General features: G+C 69.6%; 23 protein-coding genes and 1 riboswitch. Of the genes, 13 read left to right on the forward strand and 10 right to left on the reverse strand.

Annotated features, from left to right (window positions below):
• Positions 1–55 precede the first annotated feature (55 nt).
• The gene (locus GGQ61_RS17330) at positions 56–2,428 is read left to right on the forward strand and encodes a bifunctional diguanylate cyclase/phosphodiesterase (protein WP_343056176.1); all 2,373 of its coding nucleotides are present in this window, start codon (positions 56–58) and stop codon (positions 2,426–2,428) included.
• Between the two features lie 10 nt (positions 2,429–2,438).
• Here the strand turns inward: GGQ61_RS17330 and GGQ61_RS17335 are convergent, their stop codons facing one another.
• Together GGQ61_RS17335 and GGQ61_RS17340 are read right to left on the reverse strand one after the other, a co-directional pair.
• The gene (locus tag GGQ61_RS17335) at positions 2,439–3,020 is read right to left on the reverse strand and encodes a CC0125/CC1285 family lipoprotein (protein WP_183775589.1); all 582 of its coding nucleotides are present in this window, start codon (positions 3,018–3,020) and stop codon (positions 2,439–2,441) included.
• A gap of 83 nt (positions 3,021–3,103) precedes the next feature.
• Positions 3,104–3,742 (reverse strand): LysE family translocator, encoded by a 639-nt coding sequence (locus GGQ61_RS17340; RefSeq protein WP_183775591.1) that lies wholly within the window; start codon positions 3,740–3,742, stop codon positions 3,104–3,106.
• 109 nt (positions 3,743–3,851) lie between these two features.
• On the opposite strand from GGQ61_RS17340, the gene GGQ61_RS17345 reads away from it, so the two are divergent.
• Positions 3,852–4,622 (forward strand): sulfite exporter TauE/SafE family protein, encoded by a 771-nt coding sequence (locus tag GGQ61_RS17345; RefSeq protein WP_183775593.1) that lies wholly within the window; start codon positions 3,852–3,854, stop codon positions 4,620–4,622.
• Here GGQ61_RS17345 and GGQ61_RS17350 read toward each other — a convergent pair.
• Complete coding sequence (locus tag GGQ61_RS17350) at positions 4,619–5,023, reverse strand: MAPEG family protein (RefSeq protein ID WP_183775594.1); 405 nt, start codon at positions 5,021–5,023, stop codon at positions 4,619–4,621. The two genes, GGQ61_RS17345 and GGQ61_RS17350, sit on opposite strands and share 4 nt — an antisense overlap.
• A 131-nt stretch (positions 5,024–5,154) precedes the next feature.
• Between GGQ61_RS17350 and GGQ61_RS17355 the strand changes: the two genes are divergently transcribed.
• Positions 5,155–5,361: a KTSC domain-containing protein gene (locus GGQ61_RS17355; protein ID WP_183775595.1), complete on the forward strand. Its 207-nt coding sequence runs from the start codon at positions 5,155–5,157 to the stop codon at positions 5,359–5,361.
• Here GGQ61_RS17355 and GGQ61_RS17360 read toward each other — a convergent pair.
• Positions 5,358–6,590, reverse strand: a complete 1,233-nt coding sequence (locus GGQ61_RS17360) for an argininosuccinate synthase (RefSeq protein WP_183775596.1) — start codon at positions 6,588–6,590, stop codon at positions 5,358–5,360. The two genes, GGQ61_RS17355 and GGQ61_RS17360, sit on opposite strands and share 4 nt — an antisense overlap.
• Before the next feature lie 110 nt (positions 6,591–6,700).
• Between GGQ61_RS17360 and GGQ61_RS17365 the strand changes: the two genes are divergently transcribed.
• The gene (locus GGQ61_RS17365; RefSeq protein WP_183775597.1) at positions 6,701–7,162 is read left to right on the forward strand and encodes an Lrp/AsnC family transcriptional regulator; all 462 of its coding nucleotides are present in this window, start codon (positions 6,701–6,703) and stop codon (positions 7,160–7,162) included.
• On the opposite strand, the gene GGQ61_RS17370 is transcribed toward GGQ61_RS17365, so the two are convergent.
• Positions 7,159–7,503, reverse strand: a complete 345-nt coding sequence (locus tag GGQ61_RS17370) for a hypothetical protein (protein WP_183775600.1) — start codon at positions 7,501–7,503, stop codon at positions 7,159–7,161. The genes GGQ61_RS17365 and GGQ61_RS17370 overlap by 4 nt on opposite strands.
• Positions 7,503–9,419 carry a potassium transporter Kup gene (locus tag GGQ61_RS17375; protein WP_183775602.1) on the reverse strand — a complete coding sequence of 639 codons (1,917 nt, stop codon included), beginning with the start codon at positions 9,417–9,419 and terminating at the stop codon, positions 7,503–7,505. Before GGQ61_RS17375 ends, GGQ61_RS17370 begins: the two co-directional genes overlap by 1 nt.
• 199 nt (positions 9,420–9,618) lie before the next feature.
• Here GGQ61_RS17375 and GGQ61_RS17380 point away from each other — a divergent pair, with 199 nt between their 5' ends.
• Positions 9,619–10,422 carry an SDR family NAD(P)-dependent oxidoreductase gene (locus GGQ61_RS17380; RefSeq protein ID WP_183775604.1) on the forward strand — a complete coding sequence of 268 codons (804 nt, stop codon included), beginning with the start codon at positions 9,619–9,621 and terminating at the stop codon, positions 10,420–10,422.
• A gap of 138 nt (positions 10,423–10,560) precedes the next feature.
• Here the strand turns inward: GGQ61_RS17380 and GGQ61_RS17385 are convergent, their stop codons facing one another.
• The gene (locus GGQ61_RS17385; protein WP_183775607.1) at positions 10,561–11,253 is read right to left on the reverse strand and encodes a MarC family protein; all 693 of its coding nucleotides are present in this window, start codon (positions 11,251–11,253) and stop codon (positions 10,561–10,563) included.
• A gap of 99 nt (positions 11,254–11,352) precedes the next feature.
• Between GGQ61_RS17385 and pyrF the strand changes: the two genes are divergently transcribed.
• Positions 11,353–12,045, forward strand: coding sequence for an orotidine-5'-phosphate decarboxylase (gene pyrF, locus GGQ61_RS17390; protein ID WP_183775719.1), 693 nt, complete (start codon positions 11,353–11,355; stop codon positions 12,043–12,045).
• Between the two features lie 54 nt (positions 12,046–12,099).
• Here pyrF and GGQ61_RS17395 read toward each other — a convergent pair whose 3' ends face one another.
• Positions 12,100–12,825 (reverse strand): hypothetical protein, encoded by a 726-nt coding sequence (locus GGQ61_RS17395; protein WP_183775609.1) that lies wholly within the window; start codon positions 12,823–12,825, stop codon positions 12,100–12,102.
• A 92-nt stretch (positions 12,826–12,917) separates the two neighbouring features.
• On the reverse strand, positions 12,918–13,112 hold the full coding sequence (locus GGQ61_RS17400) for a DUF1674 domain-containing protein (RefSeq protein WP_183775612.1): 195 nt from the start codon (positions 13,110–13,112) through the stop codon (positions 12,918–12,920).
• Between the two features lie 111 nt (positions 13,113–13,223).
• Here GGQ61_RS17400 and GGQ61_RS17405 point away from each other — a divergent pair, with 111 nt between their 5' ends.
• The gene (locus tag GGQ61_RS17405) at positions 13,224–13,679 is read left to right on the forward strand and encodes a MarR family winged helix-turn-helix transcriptional regulator (protein WP_183775614.1); all 456 of its coding nucleotides are present in this window, start codon (positions 13,224–13,226) and stop codon (positions 13,677–13,679) included.
• 18 nt (positions 13,680–13,697) lie between these two features.
• Positions 13,698–14,099, forward strand: coding sequence for a DUF1398 domain-containing protein (locus tag GGQ61_RS17410; protein WP_183775616.1), 402 nt, complete (start codon positions 13,698–13,700; stop codon positions 14,097–14,099).
• 15 nt (positions 14,100–14,114) lie between these two features.
• On the opposite strand, the gene GGQ61_RS17415 is transcribed toward GGQ61_RS17410, so the two are convergent.
• Positions 14,115–15,497: a metallophosphoesterase gene (locus GGQ61_RS17415; RefSeq protein WP_343056178.1), complete on the reverse strand. Its 1,383-nt coding sequence runs from the start codon at positions 15,495–15,497 to the stop codon at positions 14,115–14,117.
• 171 nt (positions 15,498–15,668) lie between these two features.
• On the opposite strand from GGQ61_RS17415, the gene GGQ61_RS17420 reads away from it, so the two are divergent.
• The 5 genes from GGQ61_RS17420 (at position 15,669) to purH (ending at position 23,496) form a co-directional block, all read left to right on the forward strand.
• Positions 15,669–17,909 carry a TonB-dependent receptor gene (locus GGQ61_RS17420; RefSeq protein ID WP_183775618.1) on the forward strand — a complete coding sequence of 747 codons (2,241 nt, stop codon included), beginning with the start codon at positions 15,669–15,671 and terminating at the stop codon, positions 17,907–17,909.
• 92 nt (positions 17,910–18,001) lie between these two features.
• On the forward strand, positions 18,002–19,285 hold the full coding sequence (locus tag GGQ61_RS17425) for a transcription antitermination factor NusB (protein WP_183775620.1): 1,284 nt from the start codon (positions 18,002–18,004) through the stop codon (positions 19,283–19,285).
• Positions 19,286–19,335: 50 nt separating this feature from the next.
• The gene (rpe, locus tag GGQ61_RS17430) at positions 19,336–19,995 is read left to right on the forward strand and encodes a ribulose-phosphate 3-epimerase (protein WP_183775622.1); all 660 of its coding nucleotides are present in this window, start codon (positions 19,336–19,338) and stop codon (positions 19,993–19,995) included.
• 4 nt (positions 19,996–19,999) lie between these two features.
• On the forward strand, positions 20,000–21,724 hold the full coding sequence (locus GGQ61_RS22655) for a heparinase II/III domain-containing protein (protein ID WP_183775625.1): 1,725 nt from the start codon (positions 20,000–20,002) through the stop codon (positions 21,722–21,724).
• Between the two features lie 64 nt (positions 21,725–21,788).
• Positions 21,789–21,874: riboswitch (ZMP/ZTP riboswitch) on the forward strand.
• A 29-nt stretch (positions 21,875–21,903) separates the two neighbouring features.
• A complete protein-coding gene (gene purH, locus GGQ61_RS17440; RefSeq protein WP_183775627.1) occupies positions 21,904–23,496 on the forward strand; it encodes a bifunctional phosphoribosylaminoimidazolecarboxamide formyltransferase/IMP cyclohydrolase in 1,593 nt (530 codons plus the stop codon).
• Positions 23,497–23,734 lie beyond the last annotated feature (238 nt).

The raw sequence follows: 23,734 nt of genomic DNA on the forward strand, positions 1-23,734 counted from the left end.
TTACTCCGAAATCCTAGAAGCGAGCCCTGTTTCACCCGTTGGGGCTCATTTTAAAGTGTTCAAAGTATTAACGTGCCTTGCGACAGAGCATGATCTGCGCCTGGTTGTTGTCGCTGGACTCGTGTGCTTCGGCGGTTGCTTTACAGCCTTCCGCTTATACTCAAGGATGCGGACTGCACCGGGACACGGTGTGCGTGCGGCCTGGGTGCTGTTGACCGGCCTGGTGGCGGGCTGTTCGGTCTGGGCCACCCATTTCATCGCCATGCTGTCGTACCAGACGGGGCTGCGATCCGGCTTCCTGCCGCTGGGCACGCTCGCCTCATTGCTGATCGCCGGCGTGTTCATGGCCGCGGCCTTCGCCGCGCCGGCCTTCGCGGCCGGGCGGGCGGGCAGGATCGCGGGCGGCGTGCTGGCCGGCCTCGGGGTCGGTGCGATGCACTACACTGGGATGGGCGCCTATGTGACCGAGGGCGTGCTGACCTGGGACCTCTCGATCGTGGCCGGCTCGGTTGTGGCAGGCGTCGGGGTGGCGCTGGCGGCGATGTTCGCGGCGCGCGACGCCTCGCGGTTGTCGCAGCAGCTGCTGGCCGGCCTGTTGCTGACGGTGGCGATCTGCAGCCTGCACTTCGCCGGCATGGGTGCGATCACCGTCGTGCCGGACCCGACGATCGACGTTCCGGCCCAACTGCTGTCGTCGGTGATGATGACGCTCGCTGTGGCGCTGATCGTCAGCCTGATCATCCTCGGCGGCCTGGGCGCGGTGCTGATCGAAGGCGGAGCCAACGCCCAGGCGCTGACCCGCATCCGCCGTTTGGCCGACGCCGCCTACGAGGGCATCGTGGTCGTGCACGGCGACCGCATTCAGGACGCCAACGCCGCCTTCTGCGCCATGGCCGGCGCTCCGCTGGCCGAACTGGCCGGCCGCAAGCTGACCGGCGAGATTCTAAGGTTCGATGACGCCTCGTGCGTGGCCCACAACGCCCGCTGCGAAGGCGTCTTGCGCCCGGCCGGCGGCGGCGGGGACATTCCCGTCGAAACCTTCGGGCGGATGCTCGAGCAACGTCGCGGCGGCGGCGAGGCGGGCGACGTCATGGTGCTGGCCGTTCGCGACCTGCGCGAGCGCCGCTCGGCAGAGGAGAAGATCCGCTATCTGGCCGAACACGACGGCCTGACCGGCCTCGCCAACCGCAACATGATGCAGGTCCGCCTGGGCCAGGCGCTGGAGCGCATCGAACTGACCGGCGAGACGCTGTCGGTGATCTGCATCGACCTCGATCACTTCAAGGAGGCCAACGACCTCCACGGCCACCTGGCCGGCGACGCCATCCTCACCGAGGTCGCCCGCCGCCTGCAGAAGGTCGTGGTCGCCCCGTCCTTCGCCGCCCGTCTGGGCGGGGACGAGTTCGTGGTGGTGCAGATCGGCGCCGACGACCAGCCGGCCGCCGCGGCCGAACTCTGCGCCGAACTGCTGGAGGCGCTTAGCGTGCCGGCTCCCTATGCCGACCAGCAGCTTCAGGTCGGGGCCAGTCTCGGCGTCAGTCTCTATCCCGACGACGGGGCGAGCGGCGAGGCGCTGCTGGCCAACGCCGACATGGCCCTCTACCGCGCCAAGGAGGACGGGCGCGGCAGCTACCGGTTCTTCAAGCGCGAGATGGACGAGTCGATCCGCGAGCGCCGGGCGCTGGCGCGAGAGCTGCGCCAGGCGATCACGGCCGAGGAACTGGTGCTGCACTACCAGCCGCTGGCGCGCGCCGAGGACGGCGAGGTCTGCGGATATGAGGCCCTGGTCCGCTGGCGCCATCCGCATCGCGGCCTGGTCGCGCCGATCGACTTCATCCCGGTGGCCGAGGAGAGCGGGCTGATCCTGCCGCTCGGCGAATGGGTCCTGCGCCGCGCCTGCGCCGACGCGGCGGCCTGGGACAAGCCGCTGCGCATCGCCGTCAATCTTTCGCCGGTGCAGTTGCACCAGGCCAACCTGCCGGCGGTGGTGCACGAGATCCTGGTCGAGACCGGTCTGGCCCCGCGCCGGTTGGAGCTGGAGATCACCGAGACCGCGCTGTTCAAGGACTATCAGCGGGCGCTCGATAACCTGCGGCGGCTGAAGGCGCTGGGGGTGCGGATCGCCATGGACGACTTCGGCACTGGCTTCTCGTCGCTCTCGACCCTGCAGTCGTTCCCGTTCGACAAGATAAAGATCGACAAGAGCTTCGTCGAGAACATCCACCGCCACGACCGGGCGACCGCCATCGTCAAGGCGGTGTTGGGCCTGGGACGCAGCCTCGACATCCCGGTCACCGCCGAGGGGGTCGAGACGCTGGAGCAGCTGGAGTTCCTGCGCGGCGAGGCCTGCGCCGAGGTGCAGGGCTACGCGATCGGCCGCCCGGCGCCGCTGAACGACTGGACCGAGGCTGAGCGGAAGGCCGGCTGACGCCCGCGCCTCACGGCGCGGGGCGCAGCACCCGCGGGCCGAGATTGCTCATCACCGCCCGGGCGTCGAAGGCCCCCGGGTTGTCGGCCGGCTTGGCGCCGCGGCGCATGACGATCTCGGCGCTGGCCTCGAACTTGGTCACCGTGCGGACGTCGACGCTGTTCGACCAGAAGGGGTCGCCCCAATAGGGGTCCCAGGTCCGCCAGCCGTACGGGCCGCCGTAGTAGCGCCAGGCTGGCCGCCAGTAGCCGTAGCTCGGCCCGTACCAGGGGCTGTAGAACGGATCGCGGTCGATGTAGGTGCGGCGGTCGGCGTCGGTGTTGCGGTCGACGATCTCGAACCAGTCAAAGCCCCGCTGCACGGTCAGTTCGGCGGCGCGGTAGAGCAGATAGCCCTCGACCGTTTCGCGCGAGGTCAGGCTGTTGCCGGAAAAAGTGACCCGGAACCGGTCGGGCTCGACCTGCTGCTCGGAATAGCCGCCCTGGACCTTCTGACCCGAGATGTTCGGCTGGTAGGGCGTGGCGGTCGTGCAGGCTCCCAACAGGGCCGTAAGGGCCAGGCTGGCGACGATGGCGGCGGATTTACGTGACATGGCTTTCGGACCCGAATTTCCTCGTCCCTCGAGGAAGGTGCGCACTAGTGAAAAACACCTGGGCCTAATTATGGTTGCGCTTGTTAAGCTCCGCCAGCCTTGCGAGCCATAAGGACCGCCGCCGTCAGCAGCAGCAGGCCGACCGCCACTGCAAAGCCGCGGGCGAAGCGCGGCTCGGTCATCTTGGCGGCCAGCGCCGCCCCGCCCAGGCCGTAGGCGCTCATCGCCAGGATATCGAGGGTGAGGGTCGCGCAGGCGAACGCGGCCAGTTGGGCCGGCAGCGGCCGGGCCGGGTCCAGGAACGGCGGCAGCACCGCGGTGAAGAACAGCACCGCCTTCGGATTGGCGATCTGCACCGTGAAGCCGTCGAGATAGGCCGACTTGCCCTGCTTGAAGGTCCCGTGTCCCGGCTCGGCCTCCTTGGCGAACGCGCCGCGCAGCGACTTGACGCCGAGCCAGGCGATATAGGCCGCCCCGGCGTAGGCCAGCAGGTGGAAGAGGTCCGGAAAGGCCAGGATCAGCGCGCCCAACCCCAAGGCGGCGGCGGCGAACCACACCAGGGTGGCGGTGTTCATGCCGGCCACGCCGACCAGGGCGGCGGCCTTCCCCTTCTGGGCGCCGGTGGCGATGGCGAACAGGTTGGCCGGACCTGGCGTCACGGCCATGACAGCCATCACGCCCAGAAAGGCGCCGTAGCGGGCGGGATCGACGGGGAGCTGCATGGGCCTATCGGCGGAGTGGAAAGGTAGAAATGCTGAGTCCGCCCCGAGGTAATCCCCATTGCGCCTGTCGGATAGCTCTGCGAGTTGCGGCGCGCGATGAGGAGGGGCTATGGGTCCTGAGTTCTGGCTCTACGGTGCGGTCGGCTTCGCCGCCCAGCTGGTCGACGGCGCGCTGGGCATGGCCTACGGCGTGGTCTCGACGACCGTGCTGCTGGCCAACGGCGTGCCCCCGGCCAGCGCCTCGGCCAGCGTTCACGCGGCCAAGGTGTTCACCGGCGCGGCCTCGGCCGCCTCGCACATCGCCCACCGCAACGTCGACTGGCGGCTGCTGGCGCTGCTGGCGCTGGGCGGGGTCGTCGGGGGGGTGGCCGGCACCTACCTGCTGACCTCGGTCGACGGCGAGAAGATCAAGCCGTTCGTGGTCGCCTGGCTCGGCCTGATGGGCCTGGTGATCCTCTACCGCGCCTGGAAGGGGGCGCGGCCCAAGCCGTTCTCGTGGAAGTCGCCGGCCCCGCTCGGCCTGGTCGGCGGGTTCTTCGACGCCGTCGGCGGCGGCGGCTGGGGGCCGGTGGTGACCTCGACCCTTTTGGGATCGGGCGCCGACCCGCGCAAGGCGATCGGCACCACCAACGCGGCGGAGGCCTTCGTCGCCGCCGCCGTGTCGGCCGCCTTCCTGACCGCCCTGGTCACCGGCCACTGGCAAACCGAGGGCCTCGCCGATCACCTGTGGTCGGTGCTGGGGCTGATCGCCGGCGGCGTGATCGCCGCCCCGATCGCTGGCTGGATGACCAAGGTCATGCCGATCCGGGCGCTGACCTGGGTCGTGGGCTTCGTGGTCACCGGGCTGGCGATCTGGCAGGCGGTGGTGCTGTTCGGCTAGGCTCCGACGACGGCCAGCGTCCAGACGATGCGGCCCGCCGCACCAAGCAGTAGAACCGCTGCGGCGACGAACTGGATCAGGAAGCCGGCTTCGCGTTTCTTCGGGTCGGCCACATAGCCGAGCGCATAGAGGATCCGCCCCACGATCCAGACCACGCCCAGGCCGGCGGCGATCAGGTCGTTCCAGTAGATCGCGAACAGCCACAGGCCGACCAGGAAGATCGGCAGCCACTCCAGGGTGTTGTAGTGGACGCGGATGTGCCGCTCGAGAATCGGGTCTCCGATCATGGCCGGCGGTGAAATGCCGCTCTTGGCGCGGGCCCGGCCCACCCGCAGGCCCATCCAGAAATAGGTCAGAAGCGCGGCGACGGTGACCAGCGCCACATAGCTGTGCGGTTGCATGTTTCCCCCTCAATCGGCCGGCGAACGCGGCCTTTAGCGGCGCGAGCTTGGCACGGCGGGGCCGCTCGGGGGAACACTTTCGCCCGCTCTGCGCGTTTAGGGGTATCCACGGAGAATAGGAGGCCCCCGCCATGCAGGTCGACTCCGAAGCGATCCGCGAGATTTCCTACGACGAGCATCGCGCCAAGCTGTTCGTGACGTTCCACGACGGCGACCGCTATGTCTATGTCGGCGTCCCCGGAGAGGTGCACCGAAGTTTCCTGGACGCGGATTCCAAGGGCCAGTTCTTCGCCTATGAAATCCGCGACCAGTATCCCTACAACAAGGTCGAGGCTTAGCCCCGGCGGTCGCGCTTGGCGGCCACGCGCAGGCGCAGGGCGTTCAGCTTGATGAAGCCGGCGGCGTCGCGATGGTCGTACGCGACCTTGCCCTCCTCGAAGGTGACCAGGTCCTGGTCGTACAGCGAGTACGGGCTGGTGCGGCCGATGACCGTGACGTTGCCCTTGTAGAGCTTCACGCGGACCTGGCCGGTGACGTTCTTCTGGCTGAGGTCGATCGCCGCCTGCAGCATCTCGCGCTCGGGCGAGAACCAGAAGCCGTTGTAGATGAGCGATGCGTACTTGGGCATCAGCTCGTCCTTGAGGTGCATCGAGCCGCGGTCGAGGGTGATGGACTCGATGCCGCGGTGGGCCGCCAGCAGGATCGTGCCGCCCGGGGTCTCATAGACGCCGCGCGACTTCATGCCGACGAAGCGGTTCTCGACCAGGTCGAGGCGGCCGATGCCGTTGTCGTGGCCGAGCTTGTTGAGCTTGGTCAGGAGCGCGGCGGGCGAGAGCTTCTCGCCGTCGATGGCGACCGGGTCGCCGCCCTCGAAGTCCATGGTGAAGATGGTCGGCTCGTTCGGCGCGTCTTCGGGCGAGATGGTGCGCATGTGCACGAACTCGGGCGCCTCGACCGCCGGGTCTTCCAGCACTTTGCCCTCGGACGAGGAATGCAGCAGGTTCGCGTCGACGCTGAACGGCGCCTCGCCGCGCTTGTCCTTGGTGATCTGGATCTGGTGCTTCTCGGCGAAGTCCAGCAGCGCCTCGCGGGACTTGAAGTTCCATTCGCGCCAGGGGGCGATCACGTGGATGTCGGGCTCGAGGGCGTAGTAGCCGAGCTCGAAGCGCACCTGGTCGTTGCCCTTGCCGGTGGCGCCGTGGCTGACGGCGTCGGCGCCGGTCTGGCGGGCGATCTCGATCTGGCGCTTGGCGATCAGCGGCCGGGCGATCGAAGTGCCGAGCAGGTACTGGCCTTCATAGACGGTGTTCGCCCGGAACATCGGGAACACGAAGTCGCGCACGAACTCTTCGCGAAGGTCCTCGATGAAGATGTTCTCGGGCTTCACGCCGGCGGCCAGAGCCTTGGCCCGCGCGGGCTCGATCTCTTCGCCCTGGCCGAGGTCGGCGGTGAAGGTGACGACCTCCGCCCCGTACTCCGTCTGCAGCCACTTGAGGATGATGGAGGTGTCGAGCCCGCCGGAATAGGCCAGGACGACTTTCTTGATGGGGGGGTTGGTCGTGCTCATGAGCGGCACCCTAAGCCAAGATCAAAACAATTGGATTGCAAATACGCCAACATTCGTCGCGATATTGGCGCCAGATTTCATACTAGCCTCCCAGAAGGGCGCCCGGCGCCATGAAACTCGACGCCATCGACCGGCGCATCCTGCGCGCCCTGCAGCGTGACGGCCGGATGCAGAATATCGAACTCGCCAAGGAGGTGGGACTCTCGCCTTCGCCGTGCCTGCGGCGGGTGCGGCTGCTGGAGGAAGCCGGGGTCATCGAGCGCTATGTGGCGGTGGTCGACGGGGCCAAGGTGGGGGTCGGGCTGACGGTGTTCGCGCGGGTCTGGTTCAAGACCCAGGACGCGGCCATGACCCATCAGTTCGCCGAGGCGGTCCGGCGCTTCCCCGAGGTGGTCGAGTGCTATCTGACGACAGGCGAGTGCGACGCGCTGCTGCGGATCGTCACCGCCGACCTCAACAGCTATTGGCGGTTCCAGGCCGACCACCTGACGCGGATCCCGAGCGTGCAGAGCGTGAAGACCGACGTGCCGATGGAGACCGTCAAGCGCAGCTACGAGATCCCGCTGACCTAGGACTTAAGCGAGCCCTCGGCCTCGAGCGTCGACAGCGCCCCTTTCAGCCACTGAAGGTGCACCATCGCGACGATCGCCGCGAGGGTCGCGCGCAGGCCGAAAAAGATGACGTTGGCGGAGAGATCGGCCGCGTTGCGGTGACCCCAGAGCAGCACGACCCCGACCACGAAAGCCGCGGCGACCGGGACGACGAGCGCCAGATTGCGCGGCAGCCGCCAGGTCCCGATCATCGGCACCATCACCTCTGCGTCCATCCGCCGCCAGGCCATCCGCGCGGCGCCGGCCATGATCGACAGGGCGATGATCCAAAGCGTGTCGGCGGCGATACTCAGCACGTTCATCAGACGCTCACCTGGGTCCCCAGCTCGACCACGCGGCCGGGCGGAATCTTGTAGAAGTCGGTCGGGTTGGCTGCGTTCTTCATAAGGAAGATGAAGATCTTGTCCTGCCAGAGCGGCATGCCCGACTGGGCCGACGGAACGATCGAACGGCGGCCGAGGAAGAAGCTCGTGGCCATGATGTCGAACTTCAAGCCGAGCTTGCGGCACAGGCCCAGCGCCTTGGGCAGGTTGGGGCTCTCCATGAAGCCGTAGGAGATGAAGACCTTCTTGAAGTCGTCGTTGACCGGCTCGATGCGGATGCGGTCGTCCTCGCGGACCCGCGGGGTCTCGGCGGTGACCACGGTCAGGATGATGTTCTTCTCATGCAAGACCTTGTTGTGCTTGAGGTTGTGCATCAGGGCGACCGGCGCGATGTCGGGGTCGGAGGTGAGGAAGATCGCCGTGCCGGGCGCGCGGTGCGGCGCGCGGGCCTTGAGGATCTCGGACAGCTCGACCAGAGGCACGGAGTCGCGCCGGGTCTTGTCCGAGAGAATCTGGGCGCCGCGGGTCCAGGTCCACATGATCAGCACCAGGAAGGCGCCCATGACCAGCGGCATCCAGGCCCCGTCCGGGATCTTCAGCAGGTTGGAGCCGATGAACACCAGGTCGATGACGCCGAACGCCCCGGCGCCGAGCGCGGCCTGCCAGACCGGTCGCTTCCACATGTGGCGGATGATCACGAAGAACAGCAGGGTGTCGACGAACATCGCCCCAGTCACCGCGATGCCGTAGGCCGCGGCCAGCGACGACGAGGTCTGGAAGGTGAACAGCAGGATCAGCACGCCGATCATCAAGTAGGTGTTCACTTGCGGTACGAAGATCTGGCCGGCCTGGGTCTCGGAGGTGCGGCGGATGTCGATGCGCGGCAGCAGGCCGAGCTGCACCGCCTGCTGGGTCATGGAGAACGCGCCGGTGATCACCGCCTGGCTGGCGATGACCGTCGCGGCGGTGGCCAGCACCAGCACAGGCCAGTAGGCCAGCTCGGGGACCATCTCCCAGAACGGGTTGAAGCGCGCCTCTGGGTGGGCGAGCACGTTGGCGCCCTGGCCGAGATAGTTCAGCGCCAGGCAGGGCAGGGCGAAGAACAGCCATGAGACCCGGATCGGCTTCAATCCGAAGTGGCCCATGTCGGCGTAGAGCGCCTCGGCGCCGGTGACGGCCAGGAATACGCTGCCGAGGATCACGAACCCCACCCAGCTGTTGTCGAACAGGAACATCACCCCGTAATGCGGGCTGAAAGCCTGCAGGATCGACCAGTCGTCGGAGATGTGAAACACGCCTAGCGCGCCCATCACCAGGAACCAGGCGGCCATGATCGGCCCAAAGAAGGCCGCGACGCGGTGGGTGCCGCGGGCCTGGACCATGAACAGCGCAACCAGCACGCCGGCGGCGATCGGCACAAGGTAGGGCTGGATGCCGGCCCCGACTCCAGGCGCTTCCTTGAGGCCCTCGACCGCCGAGAGCACCGAGATCGCCGGGGTGATGATGCCGTCGCCGTAGAACAGCGCTGCGCCGATCACGCCCAGGAAGAACACCCAGGTCGAGCGCTTGGGCAGGTGGCGCTGGGCCAGGGCCATCAGGGCCAGAGTGCCGCCCTCGCCCTTGTTGTCGGCCCGCATCAGGAAGACGACGTACTTGACGGTCACGATCAGGACGAGCGCCCAGATCACCAGCGACACTACGCCCAGCACCGCCAGCTCGCTGGCCCCGCCCGAGCGCGAGTGGTGAAGGGCTTCCTTCATCGCGTAGAGCGGGCTGGTGCCGATGTCGCCGAACACGACACCGATCGCGCCCAAAGCCAGGGCGGCGAAGCTTTCCCGCTTATGGGAGTGAGATTCCTCGGTCGCTTCTTGAGCGACGGCGGCTGAGTCAGCCATTCAAGGTCTCCGGGAACACGACAGAGGCTCCCACGCGCGGCCCGATGCCGCAAAGGCGGGCGCGATTACACCCAATCTCGCCAGCGTACAATCGCGACGTGCCGGCGTCACGCCGCCGCGAGCGGTGCAGACCCCTGTCTGGCTTGACCTTGCCTGCGGTTTCGCCACCTTCGCTCTGTTCGGGACGCAAGGGGCGCAGATGGACCGCAGATTGGCGCTGGTGACGGGAGCCTCGGCCGGGATCGGCGCGGCCTTCGCCAGGATCTACGCCAGCCACGGCTACGATGTGGCCCTGACCGCCCGCCGCGCGGATCGCCTGGAGCGGATGGCCGAGGAAATCCGCCTGGGCCATGGCGTCGAGACCCTGACCTTCGCCGCCGACCTCGCCGACCCGGACGCGCCGGGCCTGATCCTCGACCACCTCGCCGCCCACGGCCGGGGCGTCGACGTCCTGGTCAACAACGCCGGCTACGGCGTGCCGGGGGTGTTTCTCGAATCCTCGTGGGAGACCCACGAGGCGTTTCTCCGGGTGATGCTGACCGCCCCGACCGAGCTTGCCTACCGGGTGCTGTCGGGCATGGTCGAGCGCCGCTTCGGCCGGATCGTCAACGTCGCCTCGCTGGCCGGACTGATCCCCGGCTCGCCCGGCGCGACGCTCTACGGGGCGGTGAAGAGCTACCTGATCAAGGCCTCGCAGAGCCTGCACCTGGAGACCCTCGACAAGGGCGTGCACGTCAGCGCCCTCTGCCCGGGCTTCACCTATTCGGAGTTCCACGACGTCAACGACACTCGCGAGCAGATCAGCCGCAGCGCCCCGCCGTGGATGTGGCTGGGGGCCGACGAGGTCGCCGCCGCGGGCTATGAGGCGGCCGAAGCAAACCGGCCGATATGCGTGCCGGGCGCGCCGAACAAGGCCATCGCCGCGGGGGTGAAGATGCTGCCCGACGAGTGGGCGCTGGCGCTCATGGCGTCGCAGGGACCGCGCTTCCGCGGCAAGCTCTGAGCCTATCGGCAGCGGCGCGGGGAAAACCGCCGATAGGGGCTGATTCTGACGATAGCGCGGCGTATTGCCTGCCGATGGCGGCGCGAGCGGCAGGTTTTCGAGCGCCGAGGCCATAAAGTCGCCGATGACACCCTAAAATCACTTCGCGTAGGGCGCGGCGGCTTCGCGCAGGATGACGCCGGCGGTCGACTCCGCGATGCCGGCGATGATGAACTGCACGGCCAGGGCGCAGAGGATCAGGCCCAGCACCCGGACCACGATGGTCAGGCCGATTCGACCCAGCAGTCGGCTGATCAGCGGCGTCGCCCAGAAGATCAGCATGGTCACGATCGAAAGGGCGGCGATCACCGCCACCCCGACCGCGGCGCCGGCGAGGCCGAACTGCTTGGCCTCGCTGGCGTAGATGACCACGGTCGAGATCGCGCCAGGGCCGATCAGCAGCGGCATGGCGAACGGGACGATCATCCGCTCGAAGCGGCGGCGGGCGTTGGCGCGGCCCTCGCCGACCGGGGTCTCCTCGTCGGCGGCCCCGGCGAAGGCGGCGGTGAAGTCGTCGCGGGCCATCTCGAGGCCGAGCAGGAACAGGATCACCCCGCCGGCGATGCGGAAGGCCGGGAGCGAGATGCCGAAGAACTCGAGCAGCGACAGGCCCGAGAAGTAGAAGAAGGTCAGGAAGCCGAGCACGAACAGCGCGATGTAGACCGAGATCAGCCGCGCATCCTTGGACTTCACGCCGTTGGTCGCCGCCGCGAACAGCGGGACGTTGCCGATCGGGTCGATCAGCGCGAACAGGGCGACGAAGAAGTTGACGGCGAAGTCCCACTGGCTCATGCAGGCTTCTTAGCCCAATTCGCCACGCCCGCCGACCGCCCGCCGCGGAGGCGCGCGTCTGCCTGAAAGGACGCCGCCATGGCCGTCATCGAAGCCCCCGTGCGCGCCGACCCGCGCCTGATCGTCCCGCTGGACGTGCCGACCGTGGCCGAGGCCCGCGCCCTGGTCGAGCAGCTGGGCGAGTCGGTCAGCTTCTACAAGGTGGGCTTGGAACTGTTCGCCACCGGCGGCGGCATGACCCTGGCCCAGGAGCTGAAGGCCCAGGGCAAGCAGGTGTTCCTCGACTGGAAGCTCCACGACATCGGCACCACGGTCCAGCGCTCGGCCGCGGTGCTGGCCGAGACCGGCTGCGACTTCCTGACCGTCCACGCCGAACCGCAGGTGCTGAAGGCCGCGGTGCAGGGGCGCGGCCGCTCGAACCTGAAGATTCTCGGGGTGACGGTCCTGACCAGCCTGACCGACGCCGACCTCATCGAGATGGGGTTCAATGAAACCGCCCGCTCGCTGGTCGAGCGCCGCATTCACCACGCCATCGCCGCCGGCGCCGACGGGGTGATCGCCAGCCCGCATGAGGCCGAACTGGCCCGCAAGCTGGGGGGCAAGGACTTCCTGGTCGTCACGCCCGGCGTGCGTCCCGACTGGTCGGCCAAGAACGACCAGGCGCGCGCGGCGACCCCGGCCGACGCCCTGCGCGCCGGCGCCAGCCACATCGTCTGCGGCCGCCCGATCACTGCGGCCAACGACCCGCATGCGGCCGCCCTACGGGTGGCCGGCGAGATGGCGGGGGTTTGACGTCAGTGTCATCCCGGTCTTCGGCCGCGCCAAAGCCGGGGTGACCGTTAGGGATCAGCGCGGGGCGACCACCGGGCGGCCGGGCAGGGTGCGCCAGCCGCTGTCGTAGTCCCAGCGCCGCATGCCGACGAAGCGGCCGTCCGGCATGTAGCCGCCGTTCCAGTACCCGCCCGGCCAATACCCGCCGGGCCAGACCCCGTCGGCCAGATAGCCGCCGACCCCGCTGGACCAGCTGGAGGACGAGGAGGCGTAGCTGACCTCGCCGCCGCCGCCGGCGGCGCAGCAGCCTTGGCCGGGCCAGCCGTAGTTCTGCGAGGCGTAGCCGTAGGTCGGGATCTCGTAGCCGCCATAACCGCCGCAGCTGCAGGGCGTCGGCGGCGCGTAGGCCTGGGAGTAGTCGTAGGCCGGCGGCTGGTAGACCTCCGGGCCCACCGCGTGGCGACGGAACTCTTCCTCGTAGTAGTCGGGCCCGTTCGGATCGCCCCAGCTGTAGCGATAGCCGCCGTTCTGGTCGTCGCCCCAGGACTCGTAGTTCGGCGGCGTACCGCCCTGGGGCCCGGATGGGCCATAGGCTTGCGGGCCGGGCGCCTGCTGGGGGGCGGGCTGGTATTGCGGGGCGGGCCGGAAGTCCTGCGGCGCCTGGCCCTGCGGCATGTAGGGCTGAGGCGCCTCGCCCGGAGCCGCGAAGCGGGGCGTATGGTTTTGCGGCGCGGGCTGGGCCTGCGCCGCGCCGGCGGCCGCCAGGGCCAGGCCGATGATCATGCCGGTCGATCGCCGCATCGTCGTCTCCGCGTTCGAAACCTGTCGGCGGCAGTCTAGGCGGGGCGCGGGTGCAACGCGACGGTTTGCGCCTGTCGCGGGAACCCTAAGGGTTAAAAATCAACCGCTATGCCCTTGCGCTCCCAGTCGCCGAAGCGGGTCGGCTCGGGACCGGAGGGGCCGCCGAGCTCGGCCTCGCGGGCCTGGCGCTCCTGTTCGGCGGCATGACGCGCGGCGGCCTCTTCCAGGGCGCGGCGGGCGGCGGGGGTCAGCACCTTCCCCGGGGCGGCGTTGGGCGGTTCGCTCATGAGAGGGAGATAGAGGTTCCTCCGCCCGGGCGCCAGCGACCGCCCGCAAGCAGTTGGTTGACTAGGAATTCATATCCATATAGTTTCCTAGTCAACGAAATCGAGGCGGCGATGGCGGTAGAGGTTTCCGAGCTGACGGCGCACCTGGGGTTCTGGCTGCGGATGGTGTCGAACCACGTATCGCAGGCCTTTTCCCAGAAGCTGGCCGAGCAGGGCGTGACTGTGGCCGAGTGGTGCCTGATGCGCGGGCTGTACGGCCAGGCCCCGACGTCGCCGAGCCGGCTGGCTGAAAACCTGACGATGACGCGCGGCGCGGTGACCAAGCTGGCCGACCGGCTGATCGCCAAGGGCCTGGTGGCCCGCGCCGCCAGCGCCAGCGACCGCCGCGCCCAGACGCTTTGCCTGACCGAGCGCGGCGCGACATTGCTGCCGCGGCTGGCGGAACTGGCCGACCGCAACGACGCCGAGTTCTTCGACGCCCTGACGGCCGCCGAGCGGGCGGGGCTGGAGGCGCTGCTACGGCGTCTCGCGCAGCAGAACCGCATCGCCGCCGTCCCCACCGATTGAGCCCAGGGAGCCACTCCGATGAACGACCATCAGCGCAAGACCGCTCAGGCCTGTCTCGACGGCGCGGAACACAATGCGATGACCTTTCCGCAGATCGTCGGGACGCTGATCGAGGCCGGCTTCGAGAGCTATGCGATCGACTTCCGGCGTGCGCGGGCGACCTATTATCTGCCGGATGGGCGGAGCCTCGACCTGGAAACCCATCGCATCACCACGCCGATCGCCCCGGAACTGGACAGCGCGCGGATGCAGGCCGCGGTGCGCGAGGCCCAGCAGCAGGTCGACGGTTACACCTACACGGGCTTTTGCGAGAAGGCCGCGGCGGCCGGCTGTACGGGTTATGTGGTGTCGTTCTTAGGCCGACGCGCGGTCTATCTCGGCCGCACGGCTCAGACCCACGTCGAGACCTTCCCTGACTGATCCGAGCGGCGGAAGTCAGGTCTCTCCGCCCAGCAAACCCTTCGCCGCCACCGCCTTGAGGCGCAGGCCTTCGATTTCGCGGAAGGCCAGGTCCTTGGCCCCGAAGTATTCGCCCTGGTTCATGGCGTTCCAGTCGGTGGTGGCGATGCGGACGACGTCGCCGGTCGGGGCGGCGACCTGCTCGCCGTAGAGGAAGTCGCCGTTGCGCTGATCGAGCGGCATCGGGCGGTCCTGGTTGGCGCGGGCCAGGAACTTCGCGAGACGATCGCGCGGGACCTCGGCGACCATCAGCTTGCCCTCGAAGCGGACCACGGCGTCGAAGGCGTGGCGCGAGACCGGGCCGGCCGGCAGGCCGGTCCCAAGCGTGGTGTGGCCGATGAAGCCGGCGTCGGCGCCGGCGGCGCGGGCCATGGCGGCGGCCACGGCGCGGCCGGTGTCGCCGAGCGAGAGGGCGGCGGGCGAGGTTCCGAGGATCGCGCGCTCCTCGTCGGTCAGGGTGCGGGCGAGGACGGCGGGGATCAGTTCGGAGAGCGCCGGGGCGATCGGGCCGTCGAGGGCGACCGGGACCGAGACCGCGTCCCCCGGACCGGCGGCGTACAGAGCCACGGCGGTGTAGGCGTTGCTCCACGAGCCGGTGTGGACATAGAGGCTGGACCCCTGGCGGTGCTGGAACAGCAGGTGGTTGTGGCCGCCGATCATCAGCGTCCCGTCCGGCAGCAGCGGCAGGATCTCGCGGTCGGGAGCGACGCCGGCGTGGCTCAGGACCATGACCAGATCGGCGCCGGACAGCGAGCGGGCGAGGTGGTCGCGAGCCCACTCGCCCGGAACCGGGATCTGCAGCGTCGGGCGGCTGGCGGCCGGATAGGTGTTGATCGAATTGGTCCCGACGCCGACCACGCGCAGGGTGCGCTTGCCGAGCGGCAGGTCGGCCTGGGCCGGGGCGAAGGGGGCGCCGGTGCGCGCATCGACGATGTTGCTGACCACGGCCAGGCCTAGGCTGCGCATGCGGGCGACGACCTCGGCGAGGTCTGGGGTGATGTCGTTGTCGTGGTTGCCGAGGTTGACGACGGTCGGGGCGATCTTCGGCAGGGCGGCGAGGAAAGCCCAGTCGATCTCGCCGCCGGAGCGCACCGCCGCGACGTTGCCGTGCTCGAAGACGTCGCCGTCGACGGCGATGACATGCGGCGCCTTGTGGGCGGCGACCTCGGCGGCGAGGGCGGCCAGCAGCTGGCCCGTGCGCTCATAGGCCGAATGCAGGTCGGACATCGCCAGCACGCGCCCGACCAGACGGCCGCGGGGGGCGGCGAAGGCCGAGCCGCTCAGCAGCGGCGCTGCGGCGAGCCCGACGGCCGCGGCGAGCAGACGGCGGCGGTCGGTGAGGTAATGAGGCTGGGACACGGGACCTGATTTCCACCAATTCGACGCACAGGCAATGCGCGGCGGGACGCCGCAATGCGTGATTGCGGTCACGTCTTGAAAATTTCACGAGTCGAACGCCGTTTTGTGTTGGCTCTTTTTTGCGCTGCAACGTAGGGCGGCGCCCATAATCCAAACCTCGGGGATATACTGATGTCACGTCGTCTCGGCGCGTTGGCCTGCACGGTCAGCGGCCTGGCTCTTCTCGTTTCCACGCCCGCCCTGTCGCAAACGGCGGACACCGCCGACGCCGCCTACACCGTCGAAGACATCGTGGTGACGGCCCAGCGCCGCAGCGAGAACATCCGCGACGTGCCGTTCGCGGTCACCGCGGTCACCGAGCAGAAGCTGGCGCAAGTCGCCGCCGGCGGCGGCGACATCCTGTCGATGACCGCCCGCGTGCCCAGCCTGCAGGTCGAAAGCTCGAACGGCCGCTACGCCCCGCGCTTCTACATCCGCGGCCTCGGCAACGTGGACTTCGACTTCAACGCCTCGCAGCCGGTCTCGGTCGTGCTCGACGACGTGGTGCTGGAGAACGTCTTCCTGAAGGGCTTCCCGCTGTTCGACGTCCAGCAGCTGGAAGTGCTGCGCGGCCCGCAGGGCACGCTGTTCGGCCGCAACACCCCGGCCGGCGTGATCAAGATCGACACCGTCAAGCCGGGCGTCGAGTTCGGCGGCTTCGGCTCGCTGGCCATGGGCAACCTGGGCGCCGTGCGCGCCGAGACCGGCGTGACCATCCCGGTCAGCGACACCCTGCAGGTCCGCGTCGCCGGCCTGTGGAACCATCGCGACGACTGGGTCGACAACATGTACAGCCCGGCCTTCGCCGACCCGAACGGCAAGGACCTGGGCGAGTTCGACGACCGCGCCGGCCGCGTGCACGTCGCCTGGGCCCCGACCGAGCGTCTGTCGACCCTGCTGACCCTGCAGGCCCGCGACTACGAAGGCACCGGCACGATGAACCGCGCCAACGTGCTGACCAAGGGCTCCAACGAGCTGAACGCCAATTTCGATCGCGAGCGCGTCTACTATGACGGCGGCCGCAACAACTTCCAGAAGCAGAAGACCCGCTCGGGCTCGCTGAAGGTGGCCTACGACTTCGGTCCGGCGACCCTGACCGGCGTGGCCGCCCGCTACTGGGGCGCCTCGGCCGGCGACGGCGACATCGACGGCGGCGTGGCCTCGGCCCCGGCCGGCGCGCCCTGGAAGACGCCGTTTAACTCCGAGACCGGCACCCTGGACAGCGATCTGACGCAGGACACCTACGAGCTGCGCCTGGCCTCGAACGGCGACGGTGCGTTCGGCTGGCAGGTCGGCGCCTTCTATTGGGAAGAGCGCTTCAACCTGATCTCGGCGACCTTCAACGGCGTCGGCGGCCTGCAGCCGACCATCGTCACCGACATCGTGCAGGAGTCGGACTCCTGGTCGGTGTTCGGCCAGGGCTACTATCAGGTCAACGACGCCCTGAAGCTGACGGCCGGCCTGCGCTACACCGACGACAGCCGCGACTTCCGCGGCCAGCGCACGCTGGGCGCGCCGCTGGACGTGACCAAGGCGGTCGGCGACGAGCAGCTGAGCTGGGACGTCAGCGCCCTCTATGAGGTCAACGACGACCTGAACCTCTTCGCGCGCGTGGCCAAGGGCTATCGCGGCCCGTCGATCCAGGGCCGGATCGCCACCTCGAACGTGGTGACCACCGCCGACTCCGAAACCGTGATGTCCTACGAAGCCGGCTTCAAGGCCCGCCTCTGGGAGCGCCGCGCCAGCCTGAACGCCACCGCCTACTTCTACGAAGTCACCGACCCGCAGTTCACCGCGATCGGCGGCGAGGGCAACTTCAACCAGCTGATCAACGCCGACAAGGGCGAGGGCTACGGCGTCGAAATCGACGGCGACGTCTATCTCGGCGCGGGCTTCAACCTGACCGGCGGGTTCGCCTGGAACCACACCGAGATCAAGGACAGCAACCTGCTGGTGGCGTTCTGCGGCGCCAACTGCACCGTCACCGATCCGATCGTGAACGTCGGCACGACCCGCCGCGCCAACATCAACGGCAACCCGTTCCCGCAGGCGCCGGAATACACCGCCAACATCGCGCTGGACTGGGTGCACACCCTTTCGAGCGGCGCGCAGCTGTTCGCCTCGACCGACTGGGTCCTGCAGAAGAACTTCAACCTGTTCCTCTATGAATCGGTCGAGTTCCAACAGGACACCGCCTTCGAAGGCGGCGCCCGCGCGGGCTGGCGTGCGCCGGAACTGGGTCTGGAAGCGGCGCTCTACGTCCGCAACATGACCGACGAGGCGAACGTCATCGGCGCCATCGACTTCAACAACCTGACCGCCTTCGTCAACGAGCCCCGGACCTTCGGGATCCAGGTGACGAAGCGCTTCTAAGCACCTTGGCGGCCCGGCGGAGCCAAGCGCTTCGCCGGGCCTGCGCCAACCTGCGTCTTGCATCGCGGGCCCAATGAGGGCACGCACCGCCGGTGACCGAAGACCGTGACATCGGCCTGCCCGCCCGCCGGGCCGCCATCGACATTCTCGCCTCCGCCCTGGCCCGCCGCGCCGGGCTGGACGAGGCGCTGACCCGCCCCGCCTTCCGCAATCTCGAGCCCCGCGACCGCGGCTTCGCCATGGCGCTGGCCATGGCCACGCTGCGCCGGCTGGGCCCCATCGACCGCGCCCTGCAGGGCCGGCTGGCCAAGCCGCCGCCCGACGGCGTGGTCAACATCCTGCGGATCGGCCTGGCCCAGGCCTTCGTGCTGGAGACGCCGGCCTTCGCGGCGGTGACCACCAGCGTCGACCTGGCCGCGAGCCATTCCTCGACCCGCGCCTTCAAGGGGCTGGTCAACGGCGTGCTGCGCGGCCTGCTGCGCGAGCCGCCGGACCTGAACGCGCCCGACGCGCTCTGCCCGCCGTGGCTGCTGGCCCGCTGGAGCGCGGCGTTCGGAGCCGAGGCGGCGCTGGCCATGGCCGCTCTGATCGCCGACGAGCCGGCCACCGATCTTTCCCTGAAGTCCGCGGCCGACGCCGAGCGGCTGGCCGGCGAACTCGAAGCCGAGATCCTGCCCGGTCCGACCCTGCGCACGGCCCGCAAGGGCGACGTCGCGGCCTGGCCGGCCTATGGCGAAGGCGCCTGGTGGGTGCAGGACGCCAGCGCGGCGATCCCGGCCCGGCTGCTGGACGTGCAGACCGGCGAAAGCGTGCTCGACCTCTGCGCCGCGCCCGGCGGCAAGACCCTGCAGCTGGCCGCGGCCGGCGCGCAGGTCGTGGCGGTCGACCGCTCGGCCGCGCGGCTGACGCGCGTGAAGGAAAACCTCGACCGCATGGGGCTGAGCGCCGAGATCGTCGCCGCCGAGGCCGGGGACTGGGACGATGCGCGGACCTTCGACGCCGTGCTGCTGGACGCGCCGTGCAGCGCCACCGGAACCTATCGCCGCCATCCGGACGTGCTGTGGGCCGCGCGCCCGAGCGACGTGGCGGCCCTGGCGGGCGTGCAGAGCCGGCTGCTGGATTCGGCCGCGCGGCGGGTGAAGCCGGGCGGACGGCTGGTCTACTGCGTCTGCTCGCTGGAGCCGGAAGAGGGCGAGGCGCAGATCGCCGCCTTCCTGAGCCGGCATGGCGACTTCAAGCTGGCCCCGGCCGCGCCGGGCGAAGGCGGGGCGCCGGAGGCCAGCCTGCTGGCCGACGGAACCCTGCGGCTGCTGCCGCATCATCGCCCCGGCGGGCAGGACGGCTTCTACGTCGCTCGCCTGCGACGCGAAGTTTAGTCGCCCAGACAACCTTGTCCCGAACTCCACCCTTGGCTAAGTCGAAGACCATGACCGCACCGATCATCGCCCCGTCCATCCTGGCCTCGGACTTCGCCAAGCTCGGCGAAGAGGTCGCGGCCATCGAAGCGGCCGGCGCCGACTGGGTGCATGTCGACGTCATGGACGGCCATTTCGTGCCGAACATCACGCTGGGTCCCGACATCGTGAAGGCGCTGCGGCCGCACGCGAAGATCCCGTTCGACGTCCACCTGATGATCGCCCCGGCCGACCCGTACCTGGAAGCGTTCCGCGAGGCCGGCGCCGACTATATCAGCGTGCACCCCGAGGCCGGCCCGCACCTGAACCGCACCCTGAAGCGCATCCGCGAACTGGGCGCCAAGGCCGGCGTGGTGTTCAACCCGTCGACCGATCCCAGCGTCATCCAGTGGATGATGGACGAGATCGACCTGATCCTGGTGATGTCGATCAACCCCGGCTTCGGCGGCCAGAAGTTCATGCACTCGCAGCTGCGCAAGATCGAAGCGCTGCGCAAGATGATCGACGCCAGCGGCAAGCACATCGAGCTGGAGGTCGACGGCGGGGTCACCCCGGAGACCGCGCCGCTCTGCGTCTCGGCCGGCGCCACCGCGCTGGTGGCGGGCACGGCGGTGTTCAAGGGCGGTCCCGCCAAGTACGCCGAGAACATCCGCGCGCTGAAGGGCGGCTGACCGGGTGGCGGCGGCGCCCCCGAGGATTCCGAAACATCCAGCCGGCCTCTGGGGTCAGGCCCTGGCGGCCGGCGTGGTGCGCCAGGTCCGGCGAGACTGGGCCGGCTCGCCGCTGCACCGTGCGCTGCTGGCGCGGCCGCGTCCGCAGGGGCTGGCCGTCGCGCCGCGCGACTGGCGTCCGGCCGACGCCGAAGCGGGTCGGAAGATCCTGGCCGGCCGGTTCACCTTCGCCGGCGTGGTCATGGAAATCGGGCCCGGCGGCGATCCCTGGGACCGCCCGAGCCCAAGCCATGGCTTCGCGGTCGGGCTGCACGGCTTCGACTGGATGCGCGACCTGCTGGCGCTGGGCGGCGAGGGCGCGACCGAGGCTTTGCGGCTGACGCTCGACTGGCGCGGGCTGTTCGGCAAGTGGAACGCGTTCTCCTGGAGCCCCGAGGTGCTGGAGCGGCGCGTGCTGCATCTGGCGTGCGGGGCCAAGGCGATCTGCGACGGGGCCTCGGACATGGAAGCGGGCCTGATCGCCCAGGACCTGGCGCGGCAGGCGCGGCAGCTGCTGTCGGTCGCCGACGGCCCGGCGCGGGCGGCCGAGCGGGCGTGCGCCGCGGCCCTGGCCGGGGCCGCGCTGGGCGGCGAGGCCGGCGAGCTCTTGATGAAGCATGGGCTGATGCGGCTGGTCAAAGCGCTGCCGGTCAGCGTCGCGCCCGACGGCGGCCACGCCAGCCGCTGCCCGCGCGCGGCGCTGGAACTGCTGTTCGACCTGCGCAGCCTGGACGACGCGCTCGAGCAGCGCGGCCGGCCGGCCCCCGAGGAGATGATGCGCGCCATCGACCGGTTGGCCGGGGCGGTGCGGTTCTTCACCCTGGCCGACGGGGCGCTGCCGGAGCTGCAGGGCGGCGAGGCCGGCACCCGGGCCTATGTCGCGGCCGCCAAGGCCGGCCAGAGCGGCGCGGCCGCCAAGCCGCCGGCTTCCCGCAACGGCTATCACCGGCTGGAAGGCAAGAGCCTGCAGATCTTGGCTGACGCCGCACCGCCCGCGGCTGGCGCGTGGAGCGTCACCGCCTGCGCCCAGCCGCTGGCCATGGAGGTGCTGGCCGACGGCCGCCGGCTGATCGCGGCCAGCGCCTGGTCGCCGGAAGCGGCCGGCCCGCAGGCGCTGCGGTTGGTCGACGCCTCCTCGACCCTGTCGATCTCAGACGAGGCTTGCGGCGAGCCGCTGCGCGGTTTCCGCGCCGCCGCCCTGGGCCCGCGGCTGGTGGGAGCCTACGAACATGTCGAGGCGCGCCGCTACGAGACCGAGCAGGCGCTCTGGCTGGAGCTGGCGCACGACGGCTGGGCCCGGCGCTTCGGCCTGCGCCACGAGCGGCGGCTCTATCTCGACCTGGTCGCCGACGAGCTGCGCGGCGAGGACATGCTGGTCCCGGTCAAGCAGGGCGACATGGGCGAGGCCGGCCGGCGGTTCATTCCGTTCAAGGTCCGCTTCCATGTGCACCCAGACGTCAGCGCCAGCCTGGCGCGGGACGGCAAGAGCGTGCTGTTGCGCGGCGGCGACGACGACCACGGCTGGTGGCTGCGCAACGACGCGCAATCGGCCGACATCGAGACCGGCGTCTACTTCCAGGACGGCAAGCCGCGCCGCACCCAGCACGTCGTGCTGCGCGGCCAGGCCCGGGCCGAGAGCGGCGCCAAGCTGCGCTGGAAACTGGCGAGCGCGGCCCCGGCGGCGGGGTAGGTCCCGCGATGACAGCGGAGGGATTCGCCGCATTGACCGTGGGGCGTGGGGGGCCTAAGTCGGCGGCGTTCCGTGTGACTGGCGAAATCTAAGGTGGGCGACCACCGGGGAGCGCGGGACCTCATCACGCCGCTCGCCTGGGCATTTTCCTTTTTGAACCCTTCGAAGGAGACTGCGCCGTGCCCGCCGCCCCGAATTTCCCGCCCGCTCCCGACCGCGTCGTTCCCAAGCGCGCTCTGATCTCGGTCTCCGACAAGACCGGCCTGATCGAGGCCGCCAAGGCGCTGGCCGCGGCCGGCGTGGAGCTGGTCTCGACCGGCGGCACCCGCGCGGCGATCGCTGACGCCGGGCTGGCGGTGAAGGACGTCTCGGAGCTGACCGGCTTCCCGGAGATGATGGACGGGCGGGTGAAGACCCTGCATCCGATCGTGCACGGCGGCCTGCTGGGGGTTCGCGACGCGGCCGAGCACGCCAAGGCGATGGCCGACCACGGCATCGGGGCGATCGATATCGTCTATGTGAACCTCTATCCGTTCGAGGCGACGGTCGCGAAGGGCGGGACCTTCGAGGACTGCGTCGAGAACATCGACATCGGCGGGCCGGCCATGGTCCGCTCGGCCGCCAAGAACCACGGCTATGTCGCGATCTGCACGGAGATCGCCGACCTGGAGGAGGTGCTGGCGGAGCTGAAGGAAGCGGGCTCGACCTCGCTGGCCCTGCGCAAGACCCTGGCCGCCCGCGCCTATGCCCGCACCGCCTCTTACGACGCGGCGATCTCGGCCTGGTTCGCCCAGGCGCTGGGCGAGGAGGCGCCGCGCCGCAAGGCTTATGCCGGCGAGCTGGTGCAGACCATGCGCTATGGCGAGAATCCGCACCAGAAGGCCTCGTTCTACCGCTTCGCCAATCCGCGGATCGGCGTGGCGACCGCCAAGCAGCTGCAGGGCAAGGAGCTCAGCTACAACAACATCAACGACACCGACGCGGCCTATGAGCTGATCGCCGAGTTCGACCCCAAGGCGGCTCCGGCCTGCGCGATCATCAAGCACGCCAATCCCTGCGGCGTGGCCACGGGCGCCAGCCTGGCCGAGGCCTACGAGCGGGCCCTGGCCTGCGACCCGACCAGCGCCTTCGGCGGCATCGTCGCGCTCAACAGCAAGCTGGACGCGGCCACGGCGGCCAAGGTGCTGGAGGTGTTCACCGAGGTGGTGATCGCGCCGGACGCCGACGAAGAGGCGGTGGCGCTGTTCCGCAAGAAGAAGAACGTGCGGCTGCTGACGACCGGCGGCCTGCCCGACCCGCATGCGGCCGGCGACACCTTCCGCTCGGTCGCCGGGGGCTTCCTGGTGCAGAGCCGCGACACCGCCAACCTGACGGCGGCCGACCTGAAGGTGGTGACCAAGCGCGCGCCCACCGACGAGGAAGTGCGCGACATGCTGTTCGCCTTCACCATCGCCAAGCACGTGAAGTCGAACGCCATCGTCTATGCGCGGAACGGCCAGACCCTGGGCGTCGGCGCCGGCCAGATGAACCGCAAGGACTCGGCCCGGATCGCGGCGCTGCGGGCGGCCGACTTCGGCCTGGACCTCAAGGGTTCGGCCTGCGCCTCGGAGGCCTTCTTCCCGTTCCCGGACGGGCTGCTGCAGGCGGCGGACGCCGGCTGCACGGCGGTGATCCAGCCGGGCGGGTCCATCGGCGACGACAAGGTGATCGAGGCGGCCGACGAGCGCGGCATCGCCATGGTGTTCACCGGCGTGCGGGTGTTCCGGCACTAGGGACGCGCATTCCTCTCCCCGCCTGAGGGGAGAGGTTGGGTGGGGATCAGCGGCGCGCAGCGGCGCACCGCTGAGTCAGCAGGCTCCCTAGGTCTCGCGGCTGCGCTGCGATCCACCCTCCCCGAGAGGGGAGGACCTAGATCCGAGTGTCATCCCGGTTTGCGCAGCAAGACCGGGACCCATTCGCGCCGAGTGCGCGGAAGGGGCGCGGCCCCGCCGGGGCTTGCGAGATCAGGTG

This window comes from Phenylobacterium haematophilum, from assembly GCF_014196295.1.
GTDB classification, from domain to species: Bacteria; Pseudomonadota; Alphaproteobacteria; order Caulobacterales; family Caulobacteraceae; genus Phenylobacterium; species Phenylobacterium haematophilum.

Coding starts and splice junctions, on each gene's coding strand:
- GGQ61_RS17345 (WP_183775593.1), top strand. CDS start 3,852: ATGGGTCCTGAGTTCTGGCTCTACGGTGCGGTCGGCTTCGCCGCCCAG.
- GGQ61_RS17350 (WP_183775594.1), bottom strand. CDS start 5,023: ATGCAACCGCACAGCTATGTGGCGCTGGTCACCGTCGCCGCGCTTCTG.
- GGQ61_RS17405 (WP_183775614.1), top strand. CDS start 13,224: ATGGCGGTAGAGGTTTCCGAGCTGACGGCGCACCTGGGGTTCTGGCTG.
- GGQ61_RS17420 (WP_183775618.1), top strand. CDS start 15,669: ATGTCACGTCGTCTCGGCGCGTTGGCCTGCACGGTCAGCGGCCTGGCT.
- rpe (WP_183775622.1), top strand. CDS start 19,336: ATGACCGCACCGATCATCGCCCCGTCCATCCTGGCCTCGGACTTCGCC.
- GGQ61_RS17340 (WP_183775591.1), bottom strand. CDS start 3,742: ATGCAGCTCCCCGTCGATCCCGCCCGCTACGGCGCCTTTCTGGGCGTG.
- GGQ61_RS17355 (WP_183775595.1), top strand. CDS start 5,155: ATGCAGGTCGACTCCGAAGCGATCCGCGAGATTTCCTACGACGAGCAT.
- GGQ61_RS17385 (WP_183775607.1), bottom strand. CDS start 11,253: ATGAGCCAGTGGGACTTCGCCGTCAACTTCTTCGTCGCCCTGTTCGCG.
- GGQ61_RS17395 (WP_183775609.1), bottom strand. CDS start 12,825: ATGCGGCGATCGACCGGCATGATCATCGGCCTGGCCCTGGCGGCCGCC.
- GGQ61_RS17375 (WP_183775602.1), bottom strand. CDS start 9,419: ATGGCTGACTCAGCCGCCGTCGCTCAAGAAGCGACCGAGGAATCTCAC.
- GGQ61_RS17410 (WP_183775616.1), top strand. CDS start 13,698: ATGAACGACCATCAGCGCAAGACCGCTCAGGCCTGTCTCGACGGCGCG.
- GGQ61_RS17370 (WP_183775600.1), bottom strand. CDS start 7,503: ATGAACGTGCTGAGTATCGCCGCCGACACGCTTTGGATCATCGCCCTG.
- GGQ61_RS17380 (WP_183775604.1), top strand. CDS start 9,619: ATGGACCGCAGATTGGCGCTGGTGACGGGAGCCTCGGCCGGGATCGGC.
- GGQ61_RS17400 (WP_183775612.1), bottom strand. CDS start 13,112: ATGAGCGAACCGCCCAACGCCGCCCCGGGGAAGGTGCTGACCCCCGCC.
- GGQ61_RS17365 (WP_183775597.1), top strand. CDS start 6,701: ATGAAACTCGACGCCATCGACCGGCGCATCCTGCGCGCCCTGCAGCGT.
- GGQ61_RS17360 (WP_183775596.1), bottom strand. CDS start 6,590: ATGAGCACGACCAACCCCCCCATCAAGAAAGTCGTCCTGGCCTATTCC.
- GGQ61_RS17335 (WP_183775589.1), bottom strand. CDS start 3,020: ATGTCACGTAAATCCGCCGCCATCGTCGCCAGCCTGGCCCTTACGGCC.